28 protein-coding genes are annotated in these 25,481 nt (G+C 69.6%); 10 read left to right on the forward strand and 18 right to left on the reverse strand.

Going from position 1 to position 25,481, the window contains the following annotated elements:
- Positions 1-22 precede the first annotated feature (22 nt).
- The 8 genes from AC25Y0_RS00830 to AC25Y0_RS00865 form a co-directional block, all read right to left on the reverse strand.
- Positions 23-742 (reverse strand): ABC transporter ATP-binding protein, encoded by a 720-nt coding sequence (locus AC25Y0_RS00830; RefSeq protein WP_488122466.1) that lies wholly within the window; start codon positions 740-742, stop codon positions 23-25.
- Positions 739-1,512, reverse strand: a complete 774-nt coding sequence (locus tag AC25Y0_RS00835) for an ABC transporter ATP-binding protein (RefSeq protein ID WP_488122467.1) — start codon at positions 1,510-1,512, stop codon at positions 739-741. Before AC25Y0_RS00835 ends, AC25Y0_RS00830 begins: the two co-directional genes overlap by 4 nt.
- Positions 1,509-2,537 (reverse strand): branched-chain amino acid ABC transporter permease, encoded by a 1,029-nt coding sequence (locus AC25Y0_RS00840; RefSeq protein ID WP_488122468.1) that lies wholly within the window; start codon positions 2,535-2,537, stop codon positions 1,509-1,511. Before AC25Y0_RS00840 ends, AC25Y0_RS00835 begins: the two co-directional genes overlap by 4 nt.
- Positions 2,534-3,403, reverse strand: coding sequence for a branched-chain amino acid ABC transporter permease (locus AC25Y0_RS00845; protein WP_488122469.1), 870 nt, complete (start codon positions 3,401-3,403; stop codon positions 2,534-2,536). The genes AC25Y0_RS00840 and AC25Y0_RS00845 overlap by 4 nt, the downstream gene beginning before the upstream one ends.
- Positions 3,400-5,124: a nitrilase-related carbon-nitrogen hydrolase gene (locus AC25Y0_RS00850; RefSeq protein ID WP_488122470.1), complete on the reverse strand. Its 1,725-nt coding sequence runs from the start codon at positions 5,122-5,124 to the stop codon at positions 3,400-3,402. The genes AC25Y0_RS00845 and AC25Y0_RS00850 overlap by 4 nt, the downstream gene beginning before the upstream one ends.
- 215 nt (positions 5,125-5,339) lie before the next feature.
- Positions 5,340-7,016, reverse strand: a complete 1,677-nt coding sequence (locus tag AC25Y0_RS00855) for an ABC1 kinase family protein (protein WP_488122471.1) — start codon at positions 7,014-7,016, stop codon at positions 5,340-5,342.
- Positions 7,017-7,055: 39 nt separating this feature from the next.
- Positions 7,056-7,619: a PadR family transcriptional regulator gene (locus AC25Y0_RS00860; RefSeq protein WP_488122472.1), complete on the reverse strand. Its 564-nt coding sequence runs from the start codon at positions 7,617-7,619 to the stop codon at positions 7,056-7,058.
- 101 nt (positions 7,620-7,720) lie between these two features.
- On the reverse strand, positions 7,721-8,323 hold the full coding sequence (locus AC25Y0_RS00865; RefSeq protein ID WP_488122473.1) for a GyrI-like domain-containing protein: 603 nt from the start codon (positions 8,321-8,323) through the stop codon (positions 7,721-7,723).
- Between the two features lie 88 nt (positions 8,324-8,411).
- On the opposite strand from AC25Y0_RS00865, the gene AC25Y0_RS00870 reads away from it, so the two are divergent.
- The gene (locus AC25Y0_RS00870; protein WP_488122474.1) at positions 8,412-9,488 is read left to right on the forward strand and encodes a DNA polymerase IV; all 1,077 of its coding nucleotides are present in this window, start codon (positions 8,412-8,414) and stop codon (positions 9,486-9,488) included.
- 10 nt (positions 9,489-9,498) lie between these two features.
- Here the strand turns inward: AC25Y0_RS00870 and AC25Y0_RS00875 are convergent, their stop codons facing one another.
- Positions 9,499-10,167, reverse strand: coding sequence for a DUF1345 domain-containing protein (locus AC25Y0_RS00875; RefSeq protein WP_488122475.1), 669 nt, complete (start codon positions 10,165-10,167; stop codon positions 9,499-9,501).
- 104 nt (positions 10,168-10,271) lie between these two features.
- On the opposite strand from AC25Y0_RS00875, the gene AC25Y0_RS00880 reads away from it, so the two are divergent.
- A complete protein-coding gene (locus AC25Y0_RS00880; protein WP_488122476.1) occupies positions 10,272-10,874 on the forward strand; it encodes a flavodoxin family protein in 603 nt (200 codons plus the stop codon).
- Here AC25Y0_RS00880 and AC25Y0_RS00885 read toward each other — a convergent pair.
- Positions 10,859-12,289 (reverse strand): dihydrolipoyl dehydrogenase family protein, encoded by a 1,431-nt coding sequence (locus AC25Y0_RS00885; protein WP_488134051.1) that lies wholly within the window; start codon positions 12,287-12,289, stop codon positions 10,859-10,861. The two genes, AC25Y0_RS00880 and AC25Y0_RS00885, sit on opposite strands and share 16 nt — an antisense overlap.
- Positions 12,290-12,436: 147 nt before the next feature.
- Between AC25Y0_RS00885 and AC25Y0_RS00890 the strand changes: the two genes are divergently transcribed.
- The 8 genes from AC25Y0_RS00890 (at position 12,437) to AC25Y0_RS00925 (ending at position 18,137) form a co-directional block, all read left to right on the forward strand.
- Positions 12,437-13,276: an ABC transporter ATP-binding protein gene (locus AC25Y0_RS00890; RefSeq protein ID WP_488122478.1), complete on the forward strand. Its 840-nt coding sequence runs from the start codon at positions 12,437-12,439 to the stop codon at positions 13,274-13,276.
- Positions 13,273-13,947, forward strand: a complete 675-nt coding sequence (locus AC25Y0_RS00895; RefSeq protein ID WP_488122479.1) for an ABC transporter permease — start codon at positions 13,273-13,275, stop codon at positions 13,945-13,947. Before AC25Y0_RS00890 ends, AC25Y0_RS00895 begins: the two co-directional genes overlap by 4 nt.
- Positions 13,944-14,666 carry an ABC transporter permease gene (locus tag AC25Y0_RS00900; protein WP_488122480.1) on the forward strand — a complete coding sequence of 241 codons (723 nt, stop codon included), beginning with the start codon at positions 13,944-13,946 and terminating at the stop codon, positions 14,664-14,666. The genes AC25Y0_RS00895 and AC25Y0_RS00900 overlap by 4 nt, the downstream gene beginning before the upstream one ends.
- 21 nt (positions 14,667-14,687) lie before the next feature.
- On the forward strand, positions 14,688-15,602 hold the full coding sequence (locus tag AC25Y0_RS00905; protein ID WP_488122481.1) for an ABC transporter substrate-binding protein: 915 nt from the start codon (positions 14,688-14,690) through the stop codon (positions 15,600-15,602).
- A 134-nt stretch (positions 15,603-15,736) separates the two neighbouring features.
- On the forward strand, positions 15,737-15,895 hold the full coding sequence (locus AC25Y0_RS00910) for a hypothetical protein (RefSeq protein ID WP_488122482.1): 159 nt from the start codon (positions 15,737-15,739) through the stop codon (positions 15,893-15,895).
- Positions 15,837-16,664, forward strand: coding sequence for a glycosyltransferase family 2 protein (locus AC25Y0_RS00915; protein WP_488122483.1), 828 nt, complete (start codon positions 15,837-15,839; stop codon positions 16,662-16,664). Before AC25Y0_RS00910 ends, AC25Y0_RS00915 begins: the two co-directional genes overlap by 59 nt.
- A 10-nt stretch (positions 16,665-16,674) precedes the next feature.
- Complete coding sequence (locus tag AC25Y0_RS00920) at positions 16,675-17,502, forward strand: endonuclease/exonuclease/phosphatase family protein (protein ID WP_488122484.1); 828 nt, start codon at positions 16,675-16,677, stop codon at positions 17,500-17,502.
- On the forward strand, positions 17,499-18,137 hold the full coding sequence (locus AC25Y0_RS00925; RefSeq protein ID WP_488122485.1) for a DUF2238 domain-containing protein: 639 nt from the start codon (positions 17,499-17,501) through the stop codon (positions 18,135-18,137). Before AC25Y0_RS00920 ends, AC25Y0_RS00925 begins: the two co-directional genes overlap by 4 nt.
- On the opposite strand, the gene AC25Y0_RS00930 is transcribed toward AC25Y0_RS00925, so the two are convergent.
- The 8 genes from AC25Y0_RS00930 to glsA all read right to left on the reverse strand — a co-directional run bounded on the left by AC25Y0_RS00930 (position 18,088) and on the right by glsA (position 25,405).
- Positions 18,088-18,840, reverse strand: coding sequence for a sulfurtransferase (locus AC25Y0_RS00930; RefSeq protein ID WP_488122486.1), 753 nt, complete (start codon positions 18,838-18,840; stop codon positions 18,088-18,090). The two genes, AC25Y0_RS00925 and AC25Y0_RS00930, sit on opposite strands and share 50 nt — an antisense overlap.
- A gap of 26 nt (positions 18,841-18,866) precedes the next feature.
- Positions 18,867-19,766, reverse strand: a complete 900-nt coding sequence (gene fdhD / locus AC25Y0_RS00935; protein ID WP_488122487.1) for a formate dehydrogenase accessory sulfurtransferase FdhD — start codon at positions 19,764-19,766, stop codon at positions 18,867-18,869.
- Between the two features lie 62 nt (positions 19,767-19,828).
- Positions 19,829-20,902, reverse strand: a complete 1,074-nt coding sequence (moaA, locus tag AC25Y0_RS00940) for a GTP 3',8-cyclase MoaA (protein WP_488122488.1) — start codon at positions 20,900-20,902, stop codon at positions 19,829-19,831.
- Positions 20,903-21,251: 349 nt separating this feature from the next.
- Entirely contained in the window at positions 21,252-22,298 is a 1,047-nt protein-coding gene (locus AC25Y0_RS00945) for a sulfate/molybdate ABC transporter ATP-binding protein (protein ID WP_488122489.1), read from the reverse strand.
- On the reverse strand, positions 22,295-23,104 hold the full coding sequence (locus AC25Y0_RS00950) for an ABC transporter permease (RefSeq protein ID WP_488122490.1): 810 nt from the start codon (positions 23,102-23,104) through the stop codon (positions 22,295-22,297). Before AC25Y0_RS00950 ends, AC25Y0_RS00945 begins: the two co-directional genes overlap by 4 nt.
- Positions 23,101-23,892: a molybdate ABC transporter substrate-binding protein gene (modA, locus tag AC25Y0_RS00955; protein ID WP_488134052.1), complete on the reverse strand. Its 792-nt coding sequence runs from the start codon at positions 23,890-23,892 to the stop codon at positions 23,101-23,103. Before modA ends, AC25Y0_RS00950 begins: the two co-directional genes overlap by 4 nt.
- A 1-nt stretch (position 23,893) precedes the next feature.
- The gene (locus AC25Y0_RS00960; protein ID WP_488122492.1) at positions 23,894-24,286 is read right to left on the reverse strand and encodes a TOBE domain-containing protein; all 393 of its coding nucleotides are present in this window, start codon (positions 24,284-24,286) and stop codon (positions 23,894-23,896) included.
- 93 nt (positions 24,287-24,379) lie between these two features.
- Positions 24,380-25,405, reverse strand: coding sequence for a glutaminase A (gene glsA / locus AC25Y0_RS00965; RefSeq protein ID WP_488122493.1), 1,026 nt, complete (start codon positions 25,403-25,405; stop codon positions 24,380-24,382).
- Positions 25,406-25,481: the final 76 nt, after the last annotated feature.

Here is a 25,481-nt window from a genome sequence, read left to right on the forward strand (position 1 = left end):
GCACTCCTGCGTGCCGGCCGGTTCAGGAGCCGAGGTAGGCCTTGCGCACCTCGGGGTCATGGATCAGCGATGCCGAGGGGCCCTCGGTCGCGATGCGCCCGTGCTCGATGACATAGCCCCGATCAGAGGAGCCGAGCGCGAGCTGCGCGTTCTGCTCGACGAGCAGGACCGACAGTCCGTGATCGCGGCTGTAGCCGCTGATGAGCTTGACGACCTCGACGGCGAGCTTGGGCGACAGGCCCAGCGACGGCTCGTCCAGGAGCAGGAGCTTCGGCTGGGCGAGGATCGCGCGCCCCATGGCGAGCATCTGCTGCTCGCCGCCGGAGAGCGTCCACGCGAGGCTCTTGCGCCGTTCTTCCAGGCGAGGGAAGACCGACATGACTTCGTCGATCGCTGTGCGGAGCGCTGCTCCGCGCAGTCGGCTCGCCGTCGCCGCCACATCGAGGTTCTCTTCGACGGTGAGGCCGGCGAAGACGCGACGGCCCTCAGGCACGAGGTTGAGCCCGTTGCGCGCGAACCAGTCCGTCCGCCGACCGGTGACGTTCCGGCCCTGGAAGCGGATGGTGCCCGACTGCGGCTTGACCAAGCCCACGATGCCTTTGAGGGTGGTGGACTTGCCGGCGCCGTTCGCGCCGATGAGCGTGACCACTTCGCCTTCGTTGACGGTGAGGCTCAGTCCGCGCACGGCGCGCGCCGCACCATAGCTGAGAACGAGGTCGGTGACCTCGAGGATCGCGGTCACTGCTGCTCCTCACTCGCACCCAGATAGGCGCGCAGAACTTCGGGGTCTGTACGCACCTGTGCGGGCGTGCCCTCTGCGATGACATGGCCGTTGTCGAGCACGGTCACCTGCTGTGCGACCGAGGCGACGAAGTCCATGTTGTGCTCGACGACGACGACCGACAGGTCACCCTTCGCGATCTCGATCACCAGGTGCGCCAGACGCACCGTCTCGCTGTCGTTCATGCCGGCTGCGGGTTCGTCCAGCAGCAGCAGCGCGGGATCGCATGCCAGCGCGCGGGCGATCTCGACCAGGCGACGGTGCCCGTAGGGCAGCGTGCCGGCCAGACGATGCGCGTCTTCTGCGACGCCCGCGAAGTCGAGGAGCTCCAGGGCGCGTCCGCGCATGCGCTTCTCGGCGTTGCCGTAGCGCGGCATCCCCGTGATCGCCGACAGCAGGCCGTACCCGCGCCGGTCGTGCATCGCCACCAGCACGTTCTCGAGCACCGTCATGTCATCGAACAGCCGCAGCGTCTGGAACGTGCGGGCGATCCCCCGGCGGGCGGCGACGGTGGATGCCGCGGGCTTGACCGGCACACCGTCGAGCACGATCGTGCCCTCGTCCCACCGGTCGACGCCGGAGATGCAGTTGATCATCGTCGACTTGCCCGAGCCGTTGGGCCCGATGAGCGCTCGCACCTGGCCCGGCTCGACCGTCATGTCGACACCGGCGACCGCGGTGACGCCGCCGAATCGGCGAACCAGGCCGGAGACCTCCAGTGCGCCCTTCATCGGGTCCCTCCTTCGGTAGCGAGGCTCGGACCTCGACGCAGCTTGTCGCGCAGGAAGCGGCCGATCCACTGCAGGACGCCCCAGATGCCCGACGGCACGAAGGCGACCATGACCAGCAGCAGGACGCCGTAGAAGAGCAGGTAGTAGGCCTCGAACGAACGCAGCAGCTCGGGGAGGAACGTCAGCAGGATCGCGCCGAGCGCGGCTCCCCAGGGGCTGCGGGAGCCGCCGACGACCACCATCGCGAGGATCGACACCGACAGCGCGAGGTCGTAGGTACCGGGACTGATGTAGGTCACGAAGCCGGCGTTGAGGGCCCCGGCGAGGCCGGCGAAGGCTGCGCCGACGACGAACGCGAGCACCTTGACCTTCGGAAGCGAGACGCCCATCGCGGCAGCGGCGATGCCGCTGTCGCGCACGGCCTGCATGGCTCGTCCGTACGAGGACTGACGGATGCGCTGCACGACGTAGATCGCCAGGACGGCGATGACTCCGACGAAGATGGCCCAGTCCGAGACCTTCACGAGCTCGAATCCGAAGACGGGGGCGACGATCCCCCGCACACCGAGCGCTCCCCCGGACAGCCAGGACCAGTTCACGAGGATGAGCATGACGACTTGGCCGAACCCGAGGGTGGCCAACGCCAGATAGTGGCCCTTGAGACGCAGAGCCGGGATGCCGATCGCCAGTCCGACGAGGATGCTCGCGATCATTGCGAGCACGAGGGCGATGCCGTAGTCCATGCTGAGCTTCGTCACGAGCAGTCCGGCGGTGTAGCCGCCGATCGCGTAGAACCCGGCCTGACCGAGCGAGACCTGACCGGACAGACCGAAGGTGACGTAGAGGCCCACCGCGGCGATGATCATGATCTCGGCGTTGACGGCGACCTGAAGCCAGTAGTTGCTGTCGATGAAGGTCGGCATGAGCACGGCGACGGCCAGCAGAACCGGCCACACCGCCCACGACGTGATCGAGACGAGCTTGGTCTGCCCGACCGGAGCCGGGGAGAGGATGGTCGTGGTCACAGCTTCTCACCGACTTTCGAACCGAAGATGCCCTGAGGACGGACGAGGAGGAACACGATCATGAGAGCGAAGGCGATGAGGTCTTTGTTCTCGGTGCCGATGAAGGTGCCGGCGAGGCTCTCGACGATGCCCAGCCCGAAGGCGGCGATGGCGGCTCCCGTGAGGTTGCCGAACCCGCCGATGACGCACGCCGCGAAGGCCTTGAGGGCGATGAGCATGCCCACGTGGATCGTGACCGAGAACATCGGGGCGACCAGCACACCGGCGGCTCCCGTGAGCGCCGTGCTGATCATGAAGGCGACGATGACGATGCCGCCGGTGCGGATGCCCATGAGCTTGGCGGTGTCGGAGTCGACGGACGTCGCCTGCATCTGCAGACCCAGCCGGGTCTTGGCCAGCAGAAGGTTGAGCCCGATGATCAGGATGATCGACACGGCGACGATGAACAGCGACACCGTGCTGATGCGGCTCCCGAACAGCTCCAGCGAGATGTTCGGCACGAGCGACGGCAGCGAGCGCGGGTCGGGACCCCAGATGAGGTGGGCGGCCTGCTGCAGGATGATGCCCACCGCGACGGTGGAGATGATCATCGACGCGGGCGGGCCGTTGCGCAGCGGGGCGTAGGTGACGCGCTCCATGAGCGCACCGATGCCGGCGGAGGCCGCGATGCCCAGGAGCGCCGCGGCGAACAGGGGCACGCCGCCGGCGCTGGCCAGTGTCGAGGCGACGAAGGCCGCGATCATGACGAACTCGGCCTGCGCGAAGTTGAGCACGCCCGCCACGCGATAGGTGAGGAGGAACGCGACGGCGAGGAGCGCGTAGATGCCGCCGATCGCGAGGCCGCTGACGACCGATTGCAGGATCACGACGTGGTGTCCTTCAGGAATGCACCGTAGAGGTGCGGCTGGCGTGTGGCGAGCGGGTCGAGGTGGTGACCCTGCACCTTGCTGTGCGCGTCGGTGAGGTCGAGGTCGACGAAGAGGTCTTCTTCGAAGCCTGTGCGCGACCACACCGCGGTGGGATAGCGCATGACGGCGACGGGCTGGCCGGGGATGAACCGGTCGGCGATGACGACCTGGCTCCCGAACTGCGCGGCGTTGTCGGTGCGGGCCACCGAGACGAGGTGAGTGCGGTTCTCTTCCGTGCGCTCGGTCGCCGCCATCGTCGCGGCCTCGAGGCGGTCCCAATCGGCGGGGTGGGCGATGACCTCTGCCCCGCGGAGGGTCAGGATGCGTGCGACCTCGGGCAGCCACACCTCATCGCCGATCATCAGCCCGATGCTGCCGATGGGCGTGCGGGCGACGACGAAGTCCTCGCCCGGTGTCGCCCACGCGCGCTCGGATTCGGTGAGGTGGACCTTGCGGTAGCGTGCGGCGATCTCGCCGTCGTCGCCGATGAGGAATGCCGTCACGTGATAGCGGTCACCGGCGCGCTCGATCAGGTTGACGACGATCCACACGCCGTGACGGCCTGCCGCATCGCGCACGATCTGCAGCGCGCGCTCGGACAGGTCGGCCGCTGCGGCGACGTCGGCCTCGATCGATCCGCGTTCGTGGACGAACAGCTCGGGGAAGACACCGAGCTGCGCTCCGCGACGCGCGGCGTAATCCACCTGCATCGCGGCGCGGGTGAGCGTCCATTCCGTGGAGTGGTACCACGACGTCTGCAGCGTCGCGACGCGCAGGGGCCGCGCGGGCGCATCGTCGGGAACAGGGCCGTACATGGCCGCCGCCACATGCGTGTCGTTGTCGGCGAGCAGCTCCTGGTAGAGGTCGGGACGACGGAACGCCTCGAGCGACCCGATCGCGCCGAGACGCTTGGGGTGGCTTGTCGCGGGGGTGATGTCGGCCCACACCATTCCCTCTTCGGTCTCGCCGGCGTTGGCGAGGATCTCGCCGGTGGGCGAGATGATCTGGGATCCGCCCGTCCAGGGGTAGCCGTCGGCCGGGCCGCCGACGGTGTTCGCCGCGACGTGCCAGACGTGGTTCTCGATCGCGCGCAGGGGCTCGTGGACGCGCATCTCGTCGGGTCCGCGGGAGTTGAGCGAGTTGGTGAGGATCTGGGCGCCCTTGAGTGCCAGCACGCGGGGCACCTCGGGAACGATGCCGTCGGCGCACAGCAGCATGCCGATACGGCCGATCGGGGTCTCGATGACCTGGAGCTCCTTCGTGCCCGGGGTGAAGAGGGTGTACTCGTAGTCCCAGAACACCGTCTTGTGGTGCACGTGCAGGATCTCGCCGTCGGCGGCGATGAGGATCTGCGTGATGTAGACATCGGGCGCACTCTCGCCGCGCAGGTCGACGCCGAGCGCGACCATGATGCCGAGCTCGCGCGCTGCGGCGCGCACCCCGCTCACGAAAGCGCCGTCCAGCGTCTCGCTGAGCTCGAAGCACTCCGCGCGGTCGGCGAAATCGCGCACCCGGTTGGAGTTCTCGGGGGTGACCAGCAGCTGAGCGCCGACGGCGGCCGCTTCGCGCATGTATCCGACGACGGTCGCGAGGTTCGCGGAGACGTCGGTGCCCGAGAAGAACTGTGCCGTGGCCACCCGTACGGTGGCGCCCCGCTCATCTTTGATGGAGACCGTCACATTCGATCCATTCTCATATAATAGGAACTGTAATCCTGCAACGTGGAATAAAGTCATCCAACGGCTTTCCCGAGCCGTTGTCAAACTGAGACGGCGCGTCACGGAGATCACCGGTGGGCGCAGCCCGGAAAACAGCGGCAGCCGTCAGGATTCCCGGCCCCCGGACGGCGCGGCGAAGGGCCGTCTTCCGCGGTCGGGCGCAACCCGACGGCGGGTCAGCGGCGGTCGGTCGAACCCGCGACCAGTGCGTGCAGCAGCGGGAACGCCGATGCCGCCATCAGGACGGTGCCGAGCAGCGGGATGATCGGAAGCAGGATCGCGCCGGCGATCAGCAGTCCCGCGAAGAGGACCGCCGAGACGGCTCGTCGCCCCACCCTCTCGATGCGCCGGAGGCGCTGCTCGAGGGCGGAGGTGTCGACCGAGAGCCGGCCGCTCTCGAGCCGAGTCGCGAGCTTGTCCAGTCGCCCGGGGAGGCGTGCCGCGACGGCGAGCGTCGAGACGGCTTCTTCCGCGAACTCGCGCACGGCGCTGCCGCTCTCGTCGCGGACGATCCGGGCAGCGTACGGCTCGACGGCATCCCAGATGTTGAACGCCGGGTCAAGCGAACTGCACATGCCCGAGGTGAGCGACATCGCTCGGATGATGAGCAGGAAGTTCTCGGGCAGCTGGAACGGCAGCGACCGCACGACATCACCGAACTCGGTGGCGAACTCCCGGAACTCGCGCGGGTCGACCTCTTGCAGCTGTGCGAAGCCCATCCCGCCGAAACGCGCGAAGAGCTTGGTCATTGCGCGCTCAAGCTCTGCAGTGTCGGCATTGGGCAGCAGCACGCCCACGTCGCGGATCCCGTCGACGAGACCCGCGCCGTCCCGTGATGCGGCAGCGACGAGGATCCGTCGCAGCCCACGGCGGAGCTCGGGGGGAACCTCGCCCATCATGCCGAAGTCGATGAAGGTGAAGTGCCACGAACGCGGCCCGCCCGGCGTGGGCGTGACGAAGACGTTGCCGGGATGCGGGTCGGCGTGGAAGTAGCCGTTGACGAAGAGCTGGTCGAACATCACCGCTGCGAACTCGGCCGCCACTTCGGCCGGATCGATCCCCGCCGCCCGAAGCGCGTCGACGTCGTTGATCTTGATCGCTGTGACGTCCTGAAGAGTGAGCACGCGCCGCGTCGTGCGCTCCCACACCGTCTCGGGCGAGCTCACACGATCGTCACCGGCGAAGTCGTTCGCGAAGCGCTCTGCTCCGGCGGCCTCGTGGACGTAATCGATCTCTTCGAGGCTCGTGGTGGCGAACTCCTCCACGAGGGCGGGCGCGTCCACGCGGTCCGCGACGACGCGCACTCGGCTCAGCCACTGCGCGACGCGACGCAGCGCCGTCAGGTCGACGTCGACCACCTGGTCGATCCCGGGGCGCTGCACCTTCACGACGACGTCTCGGAGGCCCGATTGGGCGGCATCCGCGTGCGACAGCACGGCACGATGGGCCTGGCCCAGGGATGCGGCCGCGAGGGGGATCTCGTCGACGAAGGCGAAAGCCGTGCCGAGCGGCACACCGAGCTCGGCCTCGGCGAGCGCGCGGATCGCCGGGAACGGCACGGGGGGAACCTCATCCTGCAGCCCTTCGAGCACCTTCGTGATCTCGGGGGGCAGCACATCGAGGCGCGACGACATGAACTGTCCGACCTTGATCATGAGGCCGCCGAGTTCGACCGCCAAGACGTGGAACCGCTCCGCGATGCGCCTCATGCGCGCGGCGCGCGTGCGTTCCGCGATCCTTGCGAGCCCCAGCCGGGGAAGCGCCAACTCGTACCACCACGTCTGCACGAGGTATCGCGCCGCGAACCGCAGGATCCTCGCCTGCCGCGAACGCAGGTCACCGGCGGCGGTCACCGAGCCTCCCGCAGAGCAGACGTGCGGAGCCGCATCCGGTCAGTCCTGGGCGAGGATGGCGTATAGCTTGCGGCGCGCCTCGTCGAGCACGGCGACAGCCTGCTGCACCTGCTCAGGCGACCCCGTGCGTCCGACCTGGGCCGTTGCCTGGGCGAGCTCGACGCCGGCCTTCGGCAGCGCCGTGATCCGCGCGCCGTCCGCGGTGCCGGGGGTCTCCCACGGCGCACTGCGGTCGCTCGCGGCATCCGCGACCTCGCGGCCTTCGACGGTGAGCGAGTAGGTCTTGCGGCCGCTGGACTCCTCGGCGCTGACAAGACCTTCGTCGGTGAGCAGCTGCAGAGTCGGGTACACCGAGCCGGGGCTCGGCTTCCACGCTCCGCCGCTGCGCTCGGTGATCTCCTGGATGATCTGGTAGCCGTGCATCGGGCGCTCGGCGAGCAGGGCCAGAACCGCAGTGCGAACGTCGCCTCGGCTCATCCGCGAGCCCGTCTTCTGCTCGAACGCGCCGCGCAGCTGCTCCATCGCCTCCATGATGCCGGCCGTGGGCCAGCCCTGTCCTCGTCCGCGACCGCCCATCCCGTCGCCCATGAATGATCCGCTCATGACACTCTCCTCGCGATAGCCCTGCCGATATATAACGATATATCGCTCACGTGCTTTTGTCCGAGGGTTCGTCGTCGAACAGCGTCATGCTCGGCAAAGACTCAGGAGCGCTCCACGGGCTGGCGCAGGATCGTCCGCAGCTTGGCGGGGGCGACGCGACGGGGGTCGCTGAGATAGATCTCGTGGTGGCGACCGGTCATCCGAAGGCCTTCGCTGGGGATGAACTCGTCATGCATCGCGGCGAGGACGGGGCCTTCGTCGTCGTACGACCCGATGTGCAGGGTCTGGACGCACAGCCCTTCATCCAGCTCGCCGAAGCGCAGTCGCTCACCGAGGGGTGCGTCCGCACCCTCGCGAGCGCGGTCGACGAGGTCGGCCCCCACTGCAGCGGGCACAAGACTCAGCAGGCTCCACTGCCACCGCGAGGGATCGAGTGTCGTCGTGAAGCTGTCCATGTCATCGGCCCACCACAAGGCCTCGAGCGGCGGCACGACGTAGTCGCGGTCGAGCTCGCGCTTGCTGAGGAACTTCAGCTTGTAAGCGACGCCGTAGATCGTGCGGACGGCATCGGCGTATTCGGGAGCGCTGTTCGGGTCGCCCGCACCGTCAAGCATGAGGTACGCCATCGGGGGCACCGTGACGACCTCGAACACGCCCGGACGCGCCGAGTAGGAGGGGATCGTCTTCTTCAGGTCGACCTTCATGCTCCCGCCATGGTGACGGATGCCGACGCTCGGCACCAGGCCCCCGCCGGGGTTTCATCACCCTCCCCCGAGCGCGACACTGGAGCGTATGAACGACGCGCGACCGTGGGTGCTGCACGTCGACCTCGATCAGTTCATCGCAGCCGTCGAAGTGCTGCGCCGGCCCGAACTGGCGGGCAGGCCCGTCATCGTCGGCGGCCGCGGGGATCCGACCGAGCGCGCCGTCGTGTCGACCGCGTCGTATGAGGCGCGAGAGTTCGGCGTCGGGTCCGGGATGCCGCTGCGCGTCGCGGCGCGCAAAGCACCGGATGCCGTGCTGCTTCCCGTCGACGCACCGGCCTACACCGCGGCATCCGAAGAGGTCATGGCCGCCCTTCGCGAACTGCCGGGCACCGTCGTGCAGGTGCTCGGCTGGGACGAAGCGTTCGTCGGCGTCGTGACCGCCGACCCCGAGGCGTGCGCGCGGCGGGTGCAGGCGGCGGTCCTGGAACGCACCCGGCTGCACTGCAGCGTCGGGATCGGCGACACGCTCGTGCGGGCCAAGAACGCGACCGACCTCGGCAAGCCGCGCGGGGTGTTCCGGCTGACGGCCGATACCTGGCTCGAGGTCATGGGCGACAAGGACACGATCGCGCTGTGGGGCGTGGGGCCCAAGGTCTCCCGGCGTCTCGCAGCCCACGGCATCCGGTCGGTGCGTCAGCTCGCCGAGGCCGATGTCGACGTGCTGGCGGCGGAGTTCGGCCCGAAGATGGGCCCGTGGTACCGGCAGCTCGGCCGCGGTGAAGGCTCGGCGGTCGTGGACGACACGCCCTGGGTGGCACGCGGACACAGCCGCGAATCGACGTTCCCGCAGAACCTCATCGAGCCCGGCGAGGTTCTGCGGGCGGTGAAGCATCTGCTCGCGCACGTGCTCGCCGACGTCGCCGCCGAACAGCGCCCCGTCGTCGGCGTCGGCCTGAAGGTGCGCTATGCCCCCTTCACGACGAAGACGTTCGTGCACAAGATCGCCGCGACGACGGACCCCGGCGTCGTCGAGAGCGAACTGCTCGGGCTGGTCGGCAAGATCGACCCGGAACGCGAGATCCGTCTTCTCGGCGTCCGCGCCGAGATGGCGATGCCCGACGACGCACGCGAAGGGCACACGCCGACCCGCAGCGGCTGGTGAGCGCCTCGGGTCACGCGTTGATGATCGTGCTGAAAGCCAGGACGATGATGAGCGCATTGAGGAAGAAGCTCAGCGTCGTGTGCCAGACGACGCTCCAGCGCATCCGGGTCGTCACCACCTGCACGTCGGACACCGAGAAGGCGGTCGCGTTCGTGAACGAGAAGTACACGAAGTCGACGAGCCGCGGCGACGGCGTGCGCGGGAACACCAGCGGCGGCTCGGGCGCCCGGCGGTAGTGCCGATCGTAGATGCGTGCGAAACCCCAGTGGAACAGCGCCCACGACAGCAGCATCGCCCACACGGCGACGGGCTCGACCCACCCCGCCCAATCCGGGTCGTTGCGCAGCACGACGATCGTCACGACCGCGACGAGCCCCACGACACTGGTGAGGAACGTCGCCGTGGTCGAGATCATCGCGACGACCGGGTGCAGCTCGAACCGCTGCAGTCGAGCGGATGCCGCGGGCCGCAGCCGCACGCTGACCCCGACCGCGATGACCGAGCCGAGCCAATACACGGTGCCGATGAGACACCACAGCACCAGAAAGACGACGGTCAGACTCTCGTCGTCGACCCAGATGAGCAGCAGCCCGATCGCGATGAGCGCCAGCTGCACGGCGAGGTCGACGGCGCGCAGGATCACCCCTCCGACCACGCGTACCTCCTCGATCGATGCCACGCTATCGCCGCGACGATCGGATGCCGCGCGCGCGGCGGCGTGTCAAGCCCCGTGCCGCGCTTCGCCCCGCGCCGTAACGTGCGACGTGACAGGAAGGATGCACCATGCTCCGCGCCCTCGCGCTCAACTGCACGCTGAAACCGTCCCCCGCCGATTCGAGCTGCGACCTGCTCGCCCAGCAGATGCTCGATGCCCTCGCCGCCCACGATGTGAAGGGCGAACAGCTGCGCGTCGTCGACTTCGCCGTGGCCCCCGGCGTCGAGAAGGACATGGGTGACGGCGACGAGTGGCCGCGCATCCGTGAGAAGGTCCTCGCCGCCGACATCCTCATCTTCACGACGCCCACCTGGATGGGACACATGTCCAGCGTCGCGCAGCGCGTGCTGGAGCGCCTCGACGCGGAGATGTCCGAGACCGATGCGCAGGGACGCCCGATCCTGTCCGACAAGGTCGCGCTCACGGTCGTGCTCGGCAACGAGGACGGCGCGCACGCCATCATGGCCGATGCCCACCAGGCGCTGGCCGACCTGAGCTTCACGATCCCTCCGCTCGGCGGCGTGTACTGGAACGGTGAGGCGATGCACACGACGGACTACAAGGACCTCCCCGAGACACCCGAGAAAGTCGCACAGACGACGGCGGACGTCGCCCGCAACGCCGCGCACCTCGCGATACTGCTGAAGGAGCGGCCCTACCCCGCCGGCTGAGGCCGCCGGTACTGCTCGAGCCAGCGCAGCCACACCTCGCTCACGGTCGGGAACGCCGGCACGGCATGCCACAGCCGCTCGAGCGGCACCTCGCCGACGACCGCGATGGTCGCGGCGTGCAGCATCTCAGCGATGTCCGGACCGACGAAGGTCGCGCCCACGATGACGCCCCGTTCGTCGTCGACGATCGCGCGGGCATGTCCCGAGTAATGGTCGGCATGGGTCGTCGCGCCCGCGATCGCTCCGAGGTCGTGATCGAGCACGCGCACACGCAGGCCCGCATGCTTCGCGGATTTCTCGGTGTGCCCGACCGACGCGACCTCGGGGTCGGAGAACACGACCTGCGGCACGGCCGAGTGATCCGCCGTGGCGACATGAGGCCCCCACGGACGATCGTCGAGCGCCTCGCCACGCGCCCGCGCCGCGATCGCGTCGCCCGCCGCGCGAGCCTGGTACTTGCCCTGGTGGGTCAGGAGAGCCCGGCCGGTCACGTCGCCGACGGCATACAGTCCGTCGTGTCCGACGACGCGCATCGTGTCATCTACCTCGATCCGGCCTCCGGGCTCGAGCCCGACCACGTCGAGCCCGATGTCACGCGTGCGCGGCGTGCGGCCCGTCGCGACGAGGATCTGCGACGCGCGCACCTCGGCGCCATCCGACAGCGTCAGCACGACCTCGCCATCGACGCGCGCGACGCGCTCGACCTCGACCTGAGTGCGCACATCGACGCCCGAGTCCTCGAGAGACTTCTGGACCGTCTCGCCGACGAACGGCTCCCACGAGCCGAGCAGCCCGGACCGGGCGACGAGCGTCACGGCGCACCCGAGCGACGCGAACGCGGTCGCCATCTCGACGCCGACGACCCCTCCGCCGAGGATCACCAGCGACATCGGCACGTCACGCACCGCCGTGGCGTCACGACTCGTCCAGGGCGCCGCATCGGCGAGACCGGGGATGTCGGGAAGCAGCGCCGCCGAGCCGGTGCACACGGCGACCGCGTGGCGCGCGACCAGCGTCGTCGCCTGGCCCGCGGCATCCGTCACGGTGACCTCGCGATCGCCGCTCAGTCGGCCGTGCCCGCGCACGAGGTCGATGCCCGCGCTCTCGAGCCACTCGACCTGCGAGGCGTCGTCCCTGTTGCTCACCAGCGCGTCACGACGTCTGAGCAGGCCGGCGACATCGACGGAGCCGGACACCGCCTGCCGCGCACCGTCGACGTCGCGTGCCGCCTTCAAGGCGCTGCCGGCACGCAGCAGCGCCTTGGAGGGTATGCACGCCCAATACGAACACTCGCCGCCGACGAGCTCGCGCTCGACGATCGCGACCGAGAGCCCGCCCTGCGCGGCGCGGTCGGCGACGTTCTCGCCAACGGGCCCTGCGCCGATGACGACGAGGTCGTATTCGCTTCTTCGCATGCCGCACACCGTAGACCCCACGGCCGACATCTGCGAGGTGCAGACCGGAAGACGCGCAGCACATCAGCACCGATCACGTCAAGCCTGCGCCCGGCACTCCCCGATGTCCGAGGCGTGTGGTTTTGTGGAACAGGCCGAAAGGACGCCATGGCGATCGAGTTCCGCTCCGTCTCGAAGCGGTTCGCCGACGGCACGCTCGCCGTCGACGATTTCAGTCTTGTGATCCCCGCCCACCGCACGACGGTGCTCGTCGGTTCTTCGGGCTGCGGCAAGACGACTCTGCTGCGCATGATCAACCGGCTCGTCGAGCCCACGAGCGGCGAGATCACGATCGATGACGAGCCGATCAGGGATCGAGATGCCGTGCGTCTTCGTCGCGGCATCGGCTACGTCCTGCAGAACGCGGGCCTGCTCCCCCACTTCTCCGTCGTCGACAACATCGCGACCGTTCCGGTGCTGACGGGGGTCCGCCGTCGCCGCGCACGCGAACGCGCGCTCGAGCTGATGGACGTCGTGGGACTCGACCGGGCGCTCGCTGAGCGTTACCCGAGCCAGCTGTCGGGGGGCCAGCAGCAACGCGTCGGGGTCGCGCGCGCTCTCGCCGTCGATCCCAACATCCTGCTGATGGACGAGCCGTTCGGTGCGGTCGATCCCATCGTGCGCCGAGAACTGCAGGTCGAGACGTCGCGCCTGCAGCGCGAGCTCGACAAGACGATCGTCTTCGTGACGCACGACATCGACGAGGCCTTCCTGCTGGGCGATCAGGTGGTGATCCTCGAAAAGGGCGCGCGGATCGCTCAGCAGGGCAGCCCGAGCGAGATCATCGAAAACCCCGCGAGCGACTTCGTGGCCGACTTCATCGGCGTCCAGCGCGGCGCGCGAGCCCTGCGCACCAAGCGCACGTCGCGGGGCATCGTGCTCGTCGACGCCGCTGGGCGCACGCAGGGCGTGCTCGTGGATGACCCCGTGGCAGAGGGGCCGCCGTGACCTGGGTGATCGACAACCTCGATCTCGTCGGGCGGCTGACGGTCGACCACCTGCGGCAGAGCATCATCGCGATCGTCGCCGGCAGCCTTCTGTCACTCCCCCTCGGGTGGCTCGCTTTCCGGTACACGCGGCTGCGGGGTCTCGTGCTCACGGCGGTGTCGCTGCTCTACACGATCCCGTCGTTCGCCCTCTTCGCCGTACTCGCGGCGGTGTTCGGGGTGCCCATGCTGTCCGAGACGAACCTCATCGTGGCGCTGACGATCTATGCCGTCGCGATCATGACGCGGTCGGTCACCGAGGGGCTGGCCTCGGTCGATCCCACGACGCGCAGCGCGTCGGTCGCCCTCGGGTTCGGCGCCTGGCGCCGGTTCTGGACGGTCGATGTGCCGCTGGCGGGCCCCGTCTTCCTCGCTGGTCTGCGGGTCACCGCGGTGTCCACGATCTCCCTCGCGGCGGTCGGCATCCTGATCGGCGTCATCAATCTCGGCTACCTCTTCACCAACGGTGCGCAGCGCCGTATCATCCCCGAAGCCGTCGTCGGCGTCGTCGCGGTCGTCGTGATCGCACTCGTCATCGACGTGCTGCTCCTGCTGCTCGGGCGAGCGCTCATGCCGTGGACGCGTCGTGCCGTGACGCGCCCGGCGGCGACGAAGCAGGTGATCGCCGTATGAACCTGTTCGTCGACGCCTTCGCGTGGATCTTCTCCCCCGACCGGCTGACCGGGTCACTCCCCCTGCCGACCGCGATCGCGCAGCATCTCGGCTTCACCCTCGTCTCCGTGCTCATTGCGGCAGCCATCGCCATCCCCGCGGGCTGGGCGATCGGGCATACGGGGCGGGGTCGCGAGATCGCGGTGTTCCTCTCGGGCGGAGCACGCGCCCTGCCCTCGCTCGGGCTCGTCGTGCTGCTGTGGCTGCTGCTCGGCGTCACGTTCAAGACCGAGGCCGCGATCGTGGCGTTCGTCGTGCTGGCGATCCCCTCGATCCTCGCGGGCGCCTATGCCGGCATCGAGGCGATCGACCGGACGATCATCGACGCCGGCCGCGCGATGGGCATGACGCCCTGGCAGGTGCTGTGGAAGATCGAGGTGCCGCTCGGTCTCGCGCTGCTCATCGGCGGGCTGCGCTCTGCGACGCTCCAAGTCGTCGCGACCGTCACGATCGCGACCTACATCGGCCTCGGAGGCCTCGGCTTCTACATCCTGCAGGGCATCCCCCTGCAGCGCTTCGACCAGATCCTCGGGGCGTCGCTCGTCGTCGTCGCACTTGCTCTCGTGCTCGATGCCGTCTTCGCTCTGCTCGCCCATTTCGTCGTACCCCGCACGACCCTGTCCACCCGCCTCACCCCGCGGGCGTCTGCCACGGTGACCGCGCTCGCCCCCGCACCCTGAACCACACCCCAGGAGGAACCCATGCTCTCTGCACGTACCCGCGCCGCGCTCGCCCTCGGCGCCGCCACGCTCACCGCCGTCGCCCTGGTCGGCTGCGCCTCGAACGACCCGCTCAGCGGCGACACCGCGGACACGACCGACACCGGTGACAGCTCGACGATCGTGATCGGCTCGCAGGCGTACTACTCGAACGAGATCATCGCCGAGATCTACGCGCAGGCACTCGAAGACGCCGGCTTCGACGTCGAGCGCCAGTTCAGCATCGGCCAGCGCGACGCGTACATGCCGTCGCTCGAGGATGGCTCGATCGACCTCTTCCCCGAGTACACCGGCAACCTGCTGCAGTACTTCGATGACACCGCGACCGTGACGACGACCGACGAGGTCTATGCCGCCCTGCAGGACGCCCTGCCCGAGAGTCTCACCGTGCTCGACCAGTCCCCCGCGACCGACCAGGACTCCTACAACGTCACGGCTGCGTTCGCGGCGGACAACGGTCTCACCGCGATCGCCGATCTCGCCGGAGTCGAGGGGCTCATCCTCGGCGGCGCACCCGAGCTCGAGGAGCGTCCGTACGGTCCGAGCGGGCTGTCCGAGGTCTACGACGTCGACGTGCAGTTCCAGGCGACGGGTGACACGACCGTCGACGAGCTGGTCGCCGGCAACATCCAGGTGGCCAACGTCTACAGCGCCGACCCGCGCATCGAGACCGACGAGCTCGTGACGCTCGAAGACCCCGAAGGGCTGTTCCTCGCGTCGCACGTCGTGCCCGTCGCGAACGTCGACATCGCTGACGAGATCGCCGACATCATCAACGCCGTGAGCGCAGCCCTCACCCCCGAGGCGCTCGTGGCGCTCAACGTCGAATCGACCGTCGACCAGCGGTCCACCTCTGACATCGCGGCGGACTGGCTCGCCGCTCAGGGTCTCGTCTGAGCTCGCCTTGACCTCTCGGGCGGCAGCTAACCCGCCCCGCTCGAGAGGTCAAGGGGTTGTCGCTTCGGGGCATCCGGCGGATGCTGGAAGAATCGACCCCCTCAGCGGGTCGGCCCACGCCCCGAGGAGCACACATGAGCATGTCCACCCCGCCGCTGCCGGGCACCCCGAGCGTGCCCGAGCCGATGCCTCCCCACCCCGATGAGCCCCTCGCACCCACTCCCGACGAACCACTTGCGCCGACTCCCGACGAGCCGCGCATCTCGGCGACCACGCTTCCCGGCGGGGCCTGACGCAACACGACGCTCGACCGTCTCGGTCGTCATCCCGGTCAAGGACGACGCGCGCGAGCTCGCGCGCTGCCTGCGAGCGCTCGAGGCGCAGTCCCGACGCCCCGACGAGATCCTCGTCGTCGACAACGGCTCGACGGACGATTCCGCGGAGGTCGCCCGGGCGGCGGGGGCACGGGTGATCTCGTGCGCTCAGCCTGGTATCCCCGCGGCGGCCGCCTACGGCTACGACCACGCCTCGGGCGACATCGTGCTGCGCCTCGACGCGGACTGCCTGCCGTCGACGAGCTGGGTCGCCACGATGGCCGATGCGTTCGCGGCACGGCCCGACATCGCCGCGTTCACCGGCGGCGCGCGCTTCATCGACGGACCACCCCGGCTGCGTGCTCCACTGGCCGCCGCTTATCTCGGCGCCTACGCCGCCGTGCTGACACCGACGCTCGGGCACCTGCCCCTGTTCGGCTCGAACCTGGGCTTTCGGCGCGGTGTGTGGCGCAGCATCTGCTCGTCTGTTCATCGCACGGACGCCGAGCTTCACGATGATCTGGACTTCGCGTACCACGTGGGCGAGCGCTACCGCATCGGCTACCTACCCGGCGCCCGAATGGGCATGTCGATGCGCCCGTTCTCGAGCGGTCGTTCCTTCGCGCGGCGGCTGCGGCGCGGCTTTCGCACGGTGCTGGCGCACTGGCCGGCCGACTTCCCGCCCGTACGCTGGGTGAAGATTGTCCTGTACCGACTCGGCATCGCCCGGATCCGTCGACGACCGTGAGGAGGCCCGCATGACCGAGTCGCTCATCGGCGCCGTCGCGGCACCTGACCTGCACGTCATGTCCTTCAACGTCCGGCGTCGGCTCGGCGCGCTGGCCTGGCGCCGCGCCGATCGCTGGTCGGTGCGCAGGCCTCTCGTCGAGCAAATGCTGGACAGCGAGCGCCCCACTCTGCTCGGCGTTCAAGAGGCCCTCCCCGATCAAGCCGCCGCGATCGGCGCGGCCCTCGGGGCGCACTACCGCTTCATCGGGCAGGGGCGTCAGGCCGGTGGCCGTGGAGAGGGGTGCCCTCTGTTCTATGATTCGCGGCGCCTCGAGCTGCTCGACAGCGCGCAAGAGGCCCTGTCGTCAACGCCCTCGGTCGCCGGGTCTCGGTCACGAGGCGCCCTGGCTCCCCGCGTACTGGTGCAGGCGACGCTGCGCGACCGTGCAACCGGTGCGCAGTTCGTTGCCGTCAACACGCACCTCGACCCCCTGTCGCGGTCATCCCGTCTGAAAGCTGTCCGCCGCATCCGGCACGTCGTGCGCGCGGCCGCCCTTCCCGCGATCGCGACGGGCGATCTCAACGCGTCGCATGATTCGCCGGCGGCGCACGCGCTGCTGGCCCAGGGATCGCTGCGCGATACGTGGACCGCCGCCGCCGAGCGTCTGACACCCGCGTGGGGCACGTTCGCGAACTACCGACGCCCGCGATCCGGCGGCGCCCGGATCGACATGGTCGCCGTCACCCCCGGAGTGGAGGTCGCCCAGGTCGGCATTCGTGCGCTCACCATCGACGGCGGTTGGCCGTCGGATCATCTCCCCGTCCAAGCCCGTGTGCGAATCGAGTCGACGGCATGATCGAGAACTTCCTGCGCCCGCCCCAGAGCCTCGGCGACATCATCGCCGACGCCGTGCGCGTCATCGGGGTGCTGAGTGTCATCATCGCCGCCATCTGGTTCTCGCCCACCGATGCCGGCATCCTCGCCCTCGCCCTGCCGGCGCTGCTCGTCCCGCGGTTCGTCGGCGTGCGCGCGTGGTTCGACATCACCTACGGCGTCACGGTGCTCGTGGCCGCCTGGAGCAATGTCCTCGACCTCTACCGCACGATCACGTGGTGGGACATCCCCGCCCACGTCATCGGCACGGCCGTCCTCGCCGCGATGGCCTATCTCGGACTCGCTCGACTGCGCGTCGTGCCCGCGCCCGGAGGCCCGGGGTTCACGGCACGCGTGCCCATCGTCTTGGTGACGGTGATCGGGCTCGCCGCGAGCGCCATCTGGGAGATGATCGAATGGGCCGGCTACGAGTTAGTGACCGATGACATCTTCGTCGAATACGTCGACACGATCGGAGACATGGCCGCCGGCGGCCTCGGCGCATTCTGTGCGGGCCTGGTCCTCGCCGGAGTGCGGCTGGACCGCGAGTCCGCCGAGCCCCGCGAGGTCACCCGTCGACGCCCGAGGGCACGGCGCTCGGAGCGAGCCCGGGGGTGAGCGACTCGCGCTCGTCGAAGACGAAGCAGTCGCCGTCCCAGTGCTCGCCTCCCACGTGCTCGAAATAGCCCAGGATGCCGCCGTCGAGCTGCCGCGCGTCGACTCCCTGCTCCCGCAGGTAGATCGCCGCTTTCTCGCAACGGATGCCGCCGGTGCAGAAGCTCACGACCGTTTTGTCCTGCAGGTCGCCGCGCGCTCGCGCCGCAGCGTCCGGAAACTGGGTGAACCGCTCGATGCGCCAATCGAGGGCGCCGCGGAACGTGCCGTAGTCGACCTCGAAGGCGTTGCGGGTGTCGAGCAGCACGACCTCGCGGCCCTCGTCGTCGTGACCCGCGTCGAGCCAGCGCCGCAGCGTCTGCGGTGAGACGGCAGGCGCGCGACCGTCGGCGGGACGGATCGTGGGGTGGTCCATCCGGATGATCTCGCGCTTGACTTTGACGAGCATCTTGCCGAAGGGCTGATCCGACGACCAGCTCTCCTTCGTCTCGAGTGAGGCGAACCGCTCGTCGAGCCGGAGCTCGTCGACGAAAGCACGCACGGCCCCCGCATCGCCGGCGAGGAAGACGTTGATCCCCTCCTCGGCCAACAGGATGGTGCCCTTGAGCCCTGCGCCGAGGGCGCGATCGCGCAGCACGACGCGCAGCGCGCCGGGGTCGTCGATTCTCGTGAAGAGATACGCGGAGATGTTCAGAACGGATGCCACGGCGTCCAGCCTACGAGGCGCGCCTGTCAGCAGCCTCTCGTGATGGTCTGGGGGGCGGCGGCCACGGGCACAGCGGCGAGGCGTTCGGGGTGGGTGTAGACGTTCATGGTGTCGCCGCGCACGAAGCCCGCGAGTGTCAGCCCCGACGCGGCGGCGAGTTCGACGGCCAGCGAGGATGGCGCGGAGACGGCGGAGAGGATCGGAATCCCGGCCATGACGGCCTTCTGCACGAGTTCGAAGCTCGCCCGACCCGAAACCTGCAGCACCGTGCCGCGCAACGGCAGCCGGTCATTGAGCAGCCCCCAGCCGATGACCTTGTCGACGGCGTTGTGACGGCCGACGTCTTCGCGGAGCACGAGCATCTCGCCGGATTCCGCGTGGAAGAGCGCGGCGGCATGCAGGCCACCGGTCTTGTCGAACACGGACTGCTGCTCACGCAGCCGATCGGGAAAGGCCACGACATCAGCGGGCGAAACCGTCGTGCGGTCGGTCGCGAGGTCGTACGACGACACGGTCTCGACGGCATCGATCGACGCCTTGCCGCAAATGCCGCAGGAGCTCGTCGTGTAGAACGCGCGGGCAACGTCGGGCGAGGGCGGCGCGACGCCCGGCGCCAGAGTGATGTCGAGCACGTTGTAGGTGCTCTCACTGGCCGTGCGCGCCTCCGGGCCTGCCGACGCGACGCCGCAGTGGATCGCCGAGCGGAACTCGTCGCCCCGCGAGATGACGCCTTCGGACACGAGGAACCCGCCGGCGAGCTCGACGTCGCTGCCGGGGGTGCGCATCGTGACGGCGAGCGCCATGCCCGCGACGCGGATCTCGAGGGGCTCCTCGACCGCGAGTGTGTCGGGTCGCCGACGCACGGTCGTCCCCTCTGCGGTCACTCTGATCCGCGTGACCGGTCGCCGCGCCGTGATCCGCCCCATGGCGTCATGCTAGCCGCGACGACCGGACCGGAGGCCGCGTCGTTCGTTTCGCCCCGCGGCCGTCAGCCGCCGATCGCGTTCATGCCGCGCGCAGGCTGCAGGAACGACGGGTCGTTGATCGCGTGGCCGGGGAGCTTGCCCCGCACGCACGCGCGCAGCATCCGATCGATGTCGGTTTCAGCGTCGACCGCGTCCCGCCGAAGAGCCGGCACCAGGTCGTACTCTGTCGTCGAGAAGAGGCAGTTGCGCAGCTGACCGTCGGCGGTGAGGCGCAGCCGGTCGCAGTCCCCGCAGAACGGGGCCGTGACCGAGGCGATGACGCCGACGGAGTGCGTGGAACCATCGAGTATCCACTGCTCGGCCGGAGCGCCGCCGCGGCCGGGCAGCGGGGTGAGTGTCCACCGCTCAGCGAGGCGGTCGAGGATCTCGGCGCGCGTCACCATGCGCGAGCGATCCCACGTGTGGCCGGCGTCGAGCGGCATCTGCTCGATGAAGCGCATCTGCGCGTCGTGCGCGATCGCGAACTCGACGAGATCGACGAGTTCGTCGTCGTTGACATCGCGCATCGCGACGGCATTGATCTTGAGCGGCCGCAGCGCCGATTGCTGCGCCGCGGCGACGCCGGCCAGCACGTCGTCGAGCCGGTCGCGGCGCGTCAGTTCGCGGAATCGGTCGGCGCGCAGCGTGTCGAGTGAGATGTTCAGCCGCGCGAGCCCCGCGGCCCGCAGTGCGGGAAGCACATCCGCCAGACGGATGCCGTTCGTCGTCATCGCGACATGCACGGGCTGGCCCGCGTGCGTACGCAGAGCCGCGAGCCTGCCCACGATGTCGACGATGTCCGCACGCAGCAGCGGTTCGCCGCCGGTGAGCCGGAACGTCGAAATGCCCGCCGCCGCCGCGACGCGAGCGACCCGGAGGATCTCGTCCGTGGTGAGGATGCTCGATCTCGCGAGCCATTCGTTGCCCTGCTCGGGCATGCAGTACGTGCAGCGCAGCGAGCAGCGGTCGGTGAGCGAGATGCGCAGATCCCGGTGGACACGACCGTGCGTGTCCGTGAGCGGCCCGGCATCCGGGTGGTCGGCCGGTGCACCGGCGTGCGGCATCCGCATGCCGATCGCCACCGGCACCGCGGTCATTCGCGCACCTTTGCCACCCGCTGGGCCATACGCCGAGGATAAACCCCTCACCGCCCGCGCGGGGTCGCCCCCGTCGCTCTCCTACCGGCAGGGTCTTGCCGCGGATCGTGCCGTAAGAAGTGGCTTTCCTTCACGTAGAGCCATAATCCCGGGGGTTTACCCGCCAGATCCCCGGGGAGCGGTGGAAAGGTGGGCGACAGTGGAGGAACGCTTCGCCCCTCTGGAGGATTTCATGCACGCTGCTGAGACGCACGATTCCGACGCTTCCGACTTTCTCGCCGTGCCGGTCTGGTACGACCGTCACCCCTCGCAGGCCGAGGGCGAAGACTTCTAAGGCTTCGCCGGCCCGCTAGATCAGACGCACCGCGCCAGGTGCGACACGGACCACGATGTCGCTGCCGGACGCGAGTCCCCGCGCGATCGCCTCATCCGCGGACACGTCGATCGAGATATCGGGGTCTTTCACACGCACGCGAACGCCGCCGGGTGTGTGCTCGAGCCGCGCGATGCGCGCCGACCACACCCCTGCACCCGCTCGCGCGTCGGGACTGACGAGATGCGCGCGCGACGGTGCGAAGACCGCCGTCGCGGGACCATCGGGCGCTGATACCGGGAGCTCGAGCGTCCCCGCGACGAACCGTCCGGCGTGCACCGCTCCGACCACGCGGTTGACTCCCGCCACAGCGGCGGTGAACCGTGTGCCAGGTGCCCCGAGGACATCGCGCACCGCGCCCGACTGGCTCACGGTGCCACCTTCGAGCACCACGAGTCGTGCCGCGAGCGCGACGGCGTCGACGGCGTCGTGCGTCGCGATGACGGCCGTCGTCCGGGTCTCGGCGAGCTGGTCGTGCAGGAGTGCACGGATCTCAGCCGCCGTCTCGGGATCGAGCGACGTGAGCGGCTCGTCGAGCAGGAGCGCCGCCGGCCGCGTCGCCAACGCACGCGCGAGTGCCACGCGCTGCTGCTGACCGCCCGACAACTGCCCCGGACGCCGCGCGCCCAAGCCGTCGAGGCCGACACGCGCCAGCCACTCATCGGCCTCGGCCCGCGCGACGGCGGCTGAGACACCCTGCGCGCGCCGGCCGAACGCGATGTTCCCCTGTGCGCTCAGGTGCGGAAACAGACGCGGGTCCTGCCCGAGAAGCACGACGCGTCGCTGCGCGGGAGTGACGTGCGTCCGAGGCCGGGGCGCGGCCTCCAGCACCCGAGTACCCAGCACGACGCGACCCGCGTCGAGCCCCACGAGACCCGCGAGGACCCCGAGAAGGGTCGACTTTCCCGCGCCACTGGGCCCCATGAGGGCAACCACCTCGCCCGGAGCCGCCGACACGTGCGCGTCGAGACGGAACCCCGGCCGTTCGACGATGACGCGCGCGTTCAGCGCCTCGCCCGTCATCGGGGGGCCTCCACTCGCCACGCGCGCACGAGCAGGAGCACACCGACGGCCGTGACGAGCAGCAGCAGCGACAACGCGACGGCCGTGCCCTGTGACACACCCGCGCCGTTGAACGCGGAGTAGATGGCGAGCGGCATCGTCTGCGTCACGCCCGGAGCGTTCCCGGCGAACAGTGCCGTCGCGCCGAATTCGCCGATCGCGCGAGCGAAGCACAGCACGATCCCCGCCACGAGCCCGGGGGCTGCGAGCGGCAGGGTCACGCGCGCGAGGATCGTCCACCGGCTCGCACCGAGCGCGGCGGCCGTCTGCTCGTACCCGACGCCCCTCGTGCGCAACGACCCCTCGAGCGCGAGCACGAGGAAGGGCAGTGCGACGAACACCTGCGCGAGCACGACGGCACCGGTCGTGAACGGCACACGCACTCCCCACTCGTCGAGGAGCCCGCCGAGCCGGCTCGTGCGACCGAGGAGGAACAGCAGCGCCACACCGCCGACCATCGGGGGAAGGACGAGCGGCACGGTGACGACAGCGCGAAGGAGGGCTGCCGTGCGCCGGCCCGCCCGCGCGATGACGAGCGCGAGGGGCACCCCCAGCACGATGCACACGGCGGTCGCGATGAGTCCGGTGAGCATCGACAGCCCGAGCGCCGACCGCGCTTCGGACGATGTGACGTCGTTCCATAGGGTCGACCACTCGACGCGCAGCACGAGCGCACCCAGCGGCAGCACGAGCAGCGCGATCCCGACGAGCGCGGGGACGGCGAGCACCCGGGGCACGAACCCGCCCGCATCGCGGTGATGAGTCACGGTGATCCGAAGCCGAGATCGGCGAGCACGGCGCGTCCGTGGCTGCTCGACAGGAACGCGACGAATGCCGCCGCGGCGGCGGGGTTGGCGGCATCGGTCAGCGCGGCCACCGGGTAGCGGTTGACGACGTCGTCGGCCCCCTCGGCGCGGACCGTCTCGACGGCGGTGACCCCGCGCACGTCGGTCGCGTAGACGAGTCCCGCGTCGGCTTCGCCGAGGGCGACCTTGGCGAGCACCGCCGTGACGCTCTGTTCGAGACTCGCCGGGGCGACCGCGACGCCGGCGTTGCCGAGAAGTGCCCCGGACGCCGCTCCGCACGGCACGTCGGGAGCGCAGAGGACGACTGTGCGGCCGGGATCGCCGAGACTCTGCAGGCCCGTCACGTCGCCCGGGTTGCCGGCCGGGACCGCGATGACGAGGGTGTTCGAGGCGAAGTTCTGCGCGCTCACGGCGAGGTCGCCGATCGCGGCCATGGTGTGCTCGTCTGCCGAGGCGAACACGTCGGCGGGCGCTCCTTCGATGATCTGCGTCGCGAGCGTGCTCGACCCGTCGTAGACGACCGGAAGAACCTCGAGCGACGTGTGCTCGTCCGCGAAGCGCTCCGCGAGCTCGTCGAACGCCTCATCGAGCGAGGCCGCGGCGTAGATCCTGAGCTGGCCCGTCAGGTCTGCGCGGGGCGTGGACTGCGCGGCGTCGTCTGAGACAGCGCCGGCGACCGCGCACCCCGTCAGCAGCCCGAGGGCCACGGCGGCGGTGATGAGGCCGCGGACGACGCGCACGCGAGCCACGTCAGTCCTTCGGGGTTTCGACGATGACCGTCGTCGCCTTGACGACGGCGACCGCGAGAGAGCCCGGCTCGAGAGCGAGCTCGCGCACCGCCTCGGCCGAGAGCAGCGACACGACACGGTGGGGACCGGCCTGGATGTCGACCTGCGCCATGACACCGTCGACCTGCACGCGCGTGACGAGACCGACGAATCTGTTGCGGGCGCTCGAGAGCACGTCGGTGGGGTCGGATGCCGCACGGGCAAGCTCGACGGCGTGTGCCGCGAGTGCATCACCCGGGATCCGCGCGGGGGTGTCCCCCGTCGTCGGCAGCGTGTCGGCGTCGACCCAACGCCGCACGGTGTCGTCACTCACGCCCAGAAGACGCGCCGCTTCAGAGATGCGAAAAGTGTCCACGAGGCGACCGTACCACCGCAGGTGCGGAGCCAGATGGTCGTTTACTCCGTGCCTGCGGTACGAACCCCGGCCTACTGTGCGAGGACTTCGGCGTCAGGCTTCTCCGTCCGCATGGGATCTGCGGTGCGAGCCCGACGCGAAGACGTTCAGCCCGAGCACGCGGGACAGGTAGGCCGTCGCGGCCTGGCCGCGGACGCTGTTCCCGGCGGGGTCCAGCGGCGGCGAGTAGGCGCCGATGCCGACCTTGCCGGGTGCGATGGCGACGAGGCCGCCCGAGACACCGGACTTGCCGGGCAGTCCGATCTCGAACAGCCACTCCCCGGACCTCTCATAGAGCCCGCTGGCCGCGAGCGCCGCGAGCGTGTCGCGGCTCGCCGCCGCCGAGACGACCCGTTCGCCCGTGATCGGGTTCACGCCGCCGTCCGCGAGGGTCGCGGCCATGACCGCCAGGTCGTGCGCGTCGACGAGCACGGAGCACTGGCGCGTATAGACCTCGACGACGTCGAACGGGTCGCACGAGATGCGTCCATAGCTTTCGAGCAACTGAGCGATCGCCCGGTTGCGATGATTCGTCGCGCGTTCGGAGCGATAGACCTCGTCGTCGACGACGAGCGGGCGGCCCGCGAAGCGGGACAGCCCGCTGAGGATATGCGCCCACTTCTCGTCGCCGTTCGCCCCCGGCATCATGGCCGTCGTCGCTATGGCGCCGGCGTTGACCATGGGATTGCCCGGATGGCCCTCTCTGAGCTCGATCGCAAGGAGGGAGTCGAAGGCGCCGCCGGTGTTGTTCACCCCGACGGCATCCAGCGCCTCGTCGTGGCCGAGCTCTTCGCACAGCAGGGCGTAGACGAAGGCCTTCGAGATGGACTGGATCGAGAAAGCCGTGCGGGTGTCGCCCTCTTCGTGGGATCCGCCGTCGACATCGACGACGCACAGCCCGAAACTCTCCGGGTCGGCCTCGGCGAGCGTGGGGATGTAATCGGCCAGCTCCCCGCCATCGTGGGCGCGTGCTCGCGCGTATGCTGCGGCGAGCGCGTCGTCGATGCGCTCACGCGGGGGCACCACGCCGGTGTCGGCGACCTGTTCGATATCGGTGATATCCAGTTCGCTGTCTCGCACGGTTCGACACTAGGCGACACACACGGCCGCACCCGAAGCCGACCTGCCCGCGCGGATGCGCCGTAGCCTGGCCTCT

Source organism: Microbacterium sp. Y547 (assembly GCF_057669785.1).

Bases quoted from the DNA above. Each gene is read 5' to 3' on its own strand.
- AC25Y0_RS00945 (WP_488122489.1), bottom strand. From the start codon at position 22,298: ATGACGGGCGAGGCGCTGAACGCGCGCGTCATCGTCGAACGGCCGGGG.
- AC25Y0_RS00905 (WP_488122481.1), top strand. From the start codon at position 14,688: ATGCTCTCTGCACGTACCCGCGCCGCGCTCGCCCTCGGCGCCGCCACG.
- AC25Y0_RS00885 (WP_488134051.1), bottom strand. From the start codon at position 12,289: ATGCGAAGAAGCGAATACGACCTCGTCGTCATCGGCGCAGGGCCCGTT.
- AC25Y0_RS00860 (WP_488122472.1), bottom strand. From the start codon at position 7,619: ATGAGCGGATCATTCATGGGCGACGGGATGGGCGGTCGCGGACGAGGA.
- AC25Y0_RS00870 (WP_488122474.1), top strand. From the start codon at position 8,412: ATGAACGACGCGCGACCGTGGGTGCTGCACGTCGACCTCGATCAGTTC.
- moaA (WP_488122488.1), bottom strand. From the start codon at position 20,902: ATGACCGCGGTGCCGGTGGCGATCGGCATGCGGATGCCGCACGCCGGT.
- AC25Y0_RS00925 (WP_488122485.1), top strand. From the start codon at position 17,499: ATGATCGAGAACTTCCTGCGCCCGCCCCAGAGCCTCGGCGACATCATC.
- AC25Y0_RS00920 (WP_488122484.1), top strand. From the start codon at position 16,675: ATGACCGAGTCGCTCATCGGCGCCGTCGCGGCACCTGACCTGCACGTC.
- AC25Y0_RS00880 (WP_488122476.1), top strand. From the start codon at position 10,272: ATGCTCCGCGCCCTCGCGCTCAACTGCACGCTGAAACCGTCCCCCGCC.
- AC25Y0_RS00900 (WP_488122480.1), top strand. From the start codon at position 13,944: ATGAACCTGTTCGTCGACGCCTTCGCGTGGATCTTCTCCCCCGACCGG.
- AC25Y0_RS00910 (WP_488122482.1), top strand. From the start codon at position 15,737: ATGAGCATGTCCACCCCGCCGCTGCCGGGCACCCCGAGCGTGCCCGAG.
- AC25Y0_RS00865 (WP_488122473.1), bottom strand. From the start codon at position 8,323: ATGAAGGTCGACCTGAAGAAGACGATCCCCTCCTACTCGGCGCGTCCG.
- fdhD (WP_488122487.1), bottom strand. From the start codon at position 19,766: ATGGGGCGGATCACGGCGCGGCGACCGGTCACGCGGATCAGAGTGACC.
- AC25Y0_RS00890 (WP_488122478.1), top strand. From the start codon at position 12,437: ATGGCGATCGAGTTCCGCTCCGTCTCGAAGCGGTTCGCCGACGGCACG.
- AC25Y0_RS00835 (WP_488122467.1), bottom strand. From the start codon at position 1,512: ATGAAGGGCGCACTGGAGGTCTCCGGCCTGGTTCGCCGATTCGGCGGC.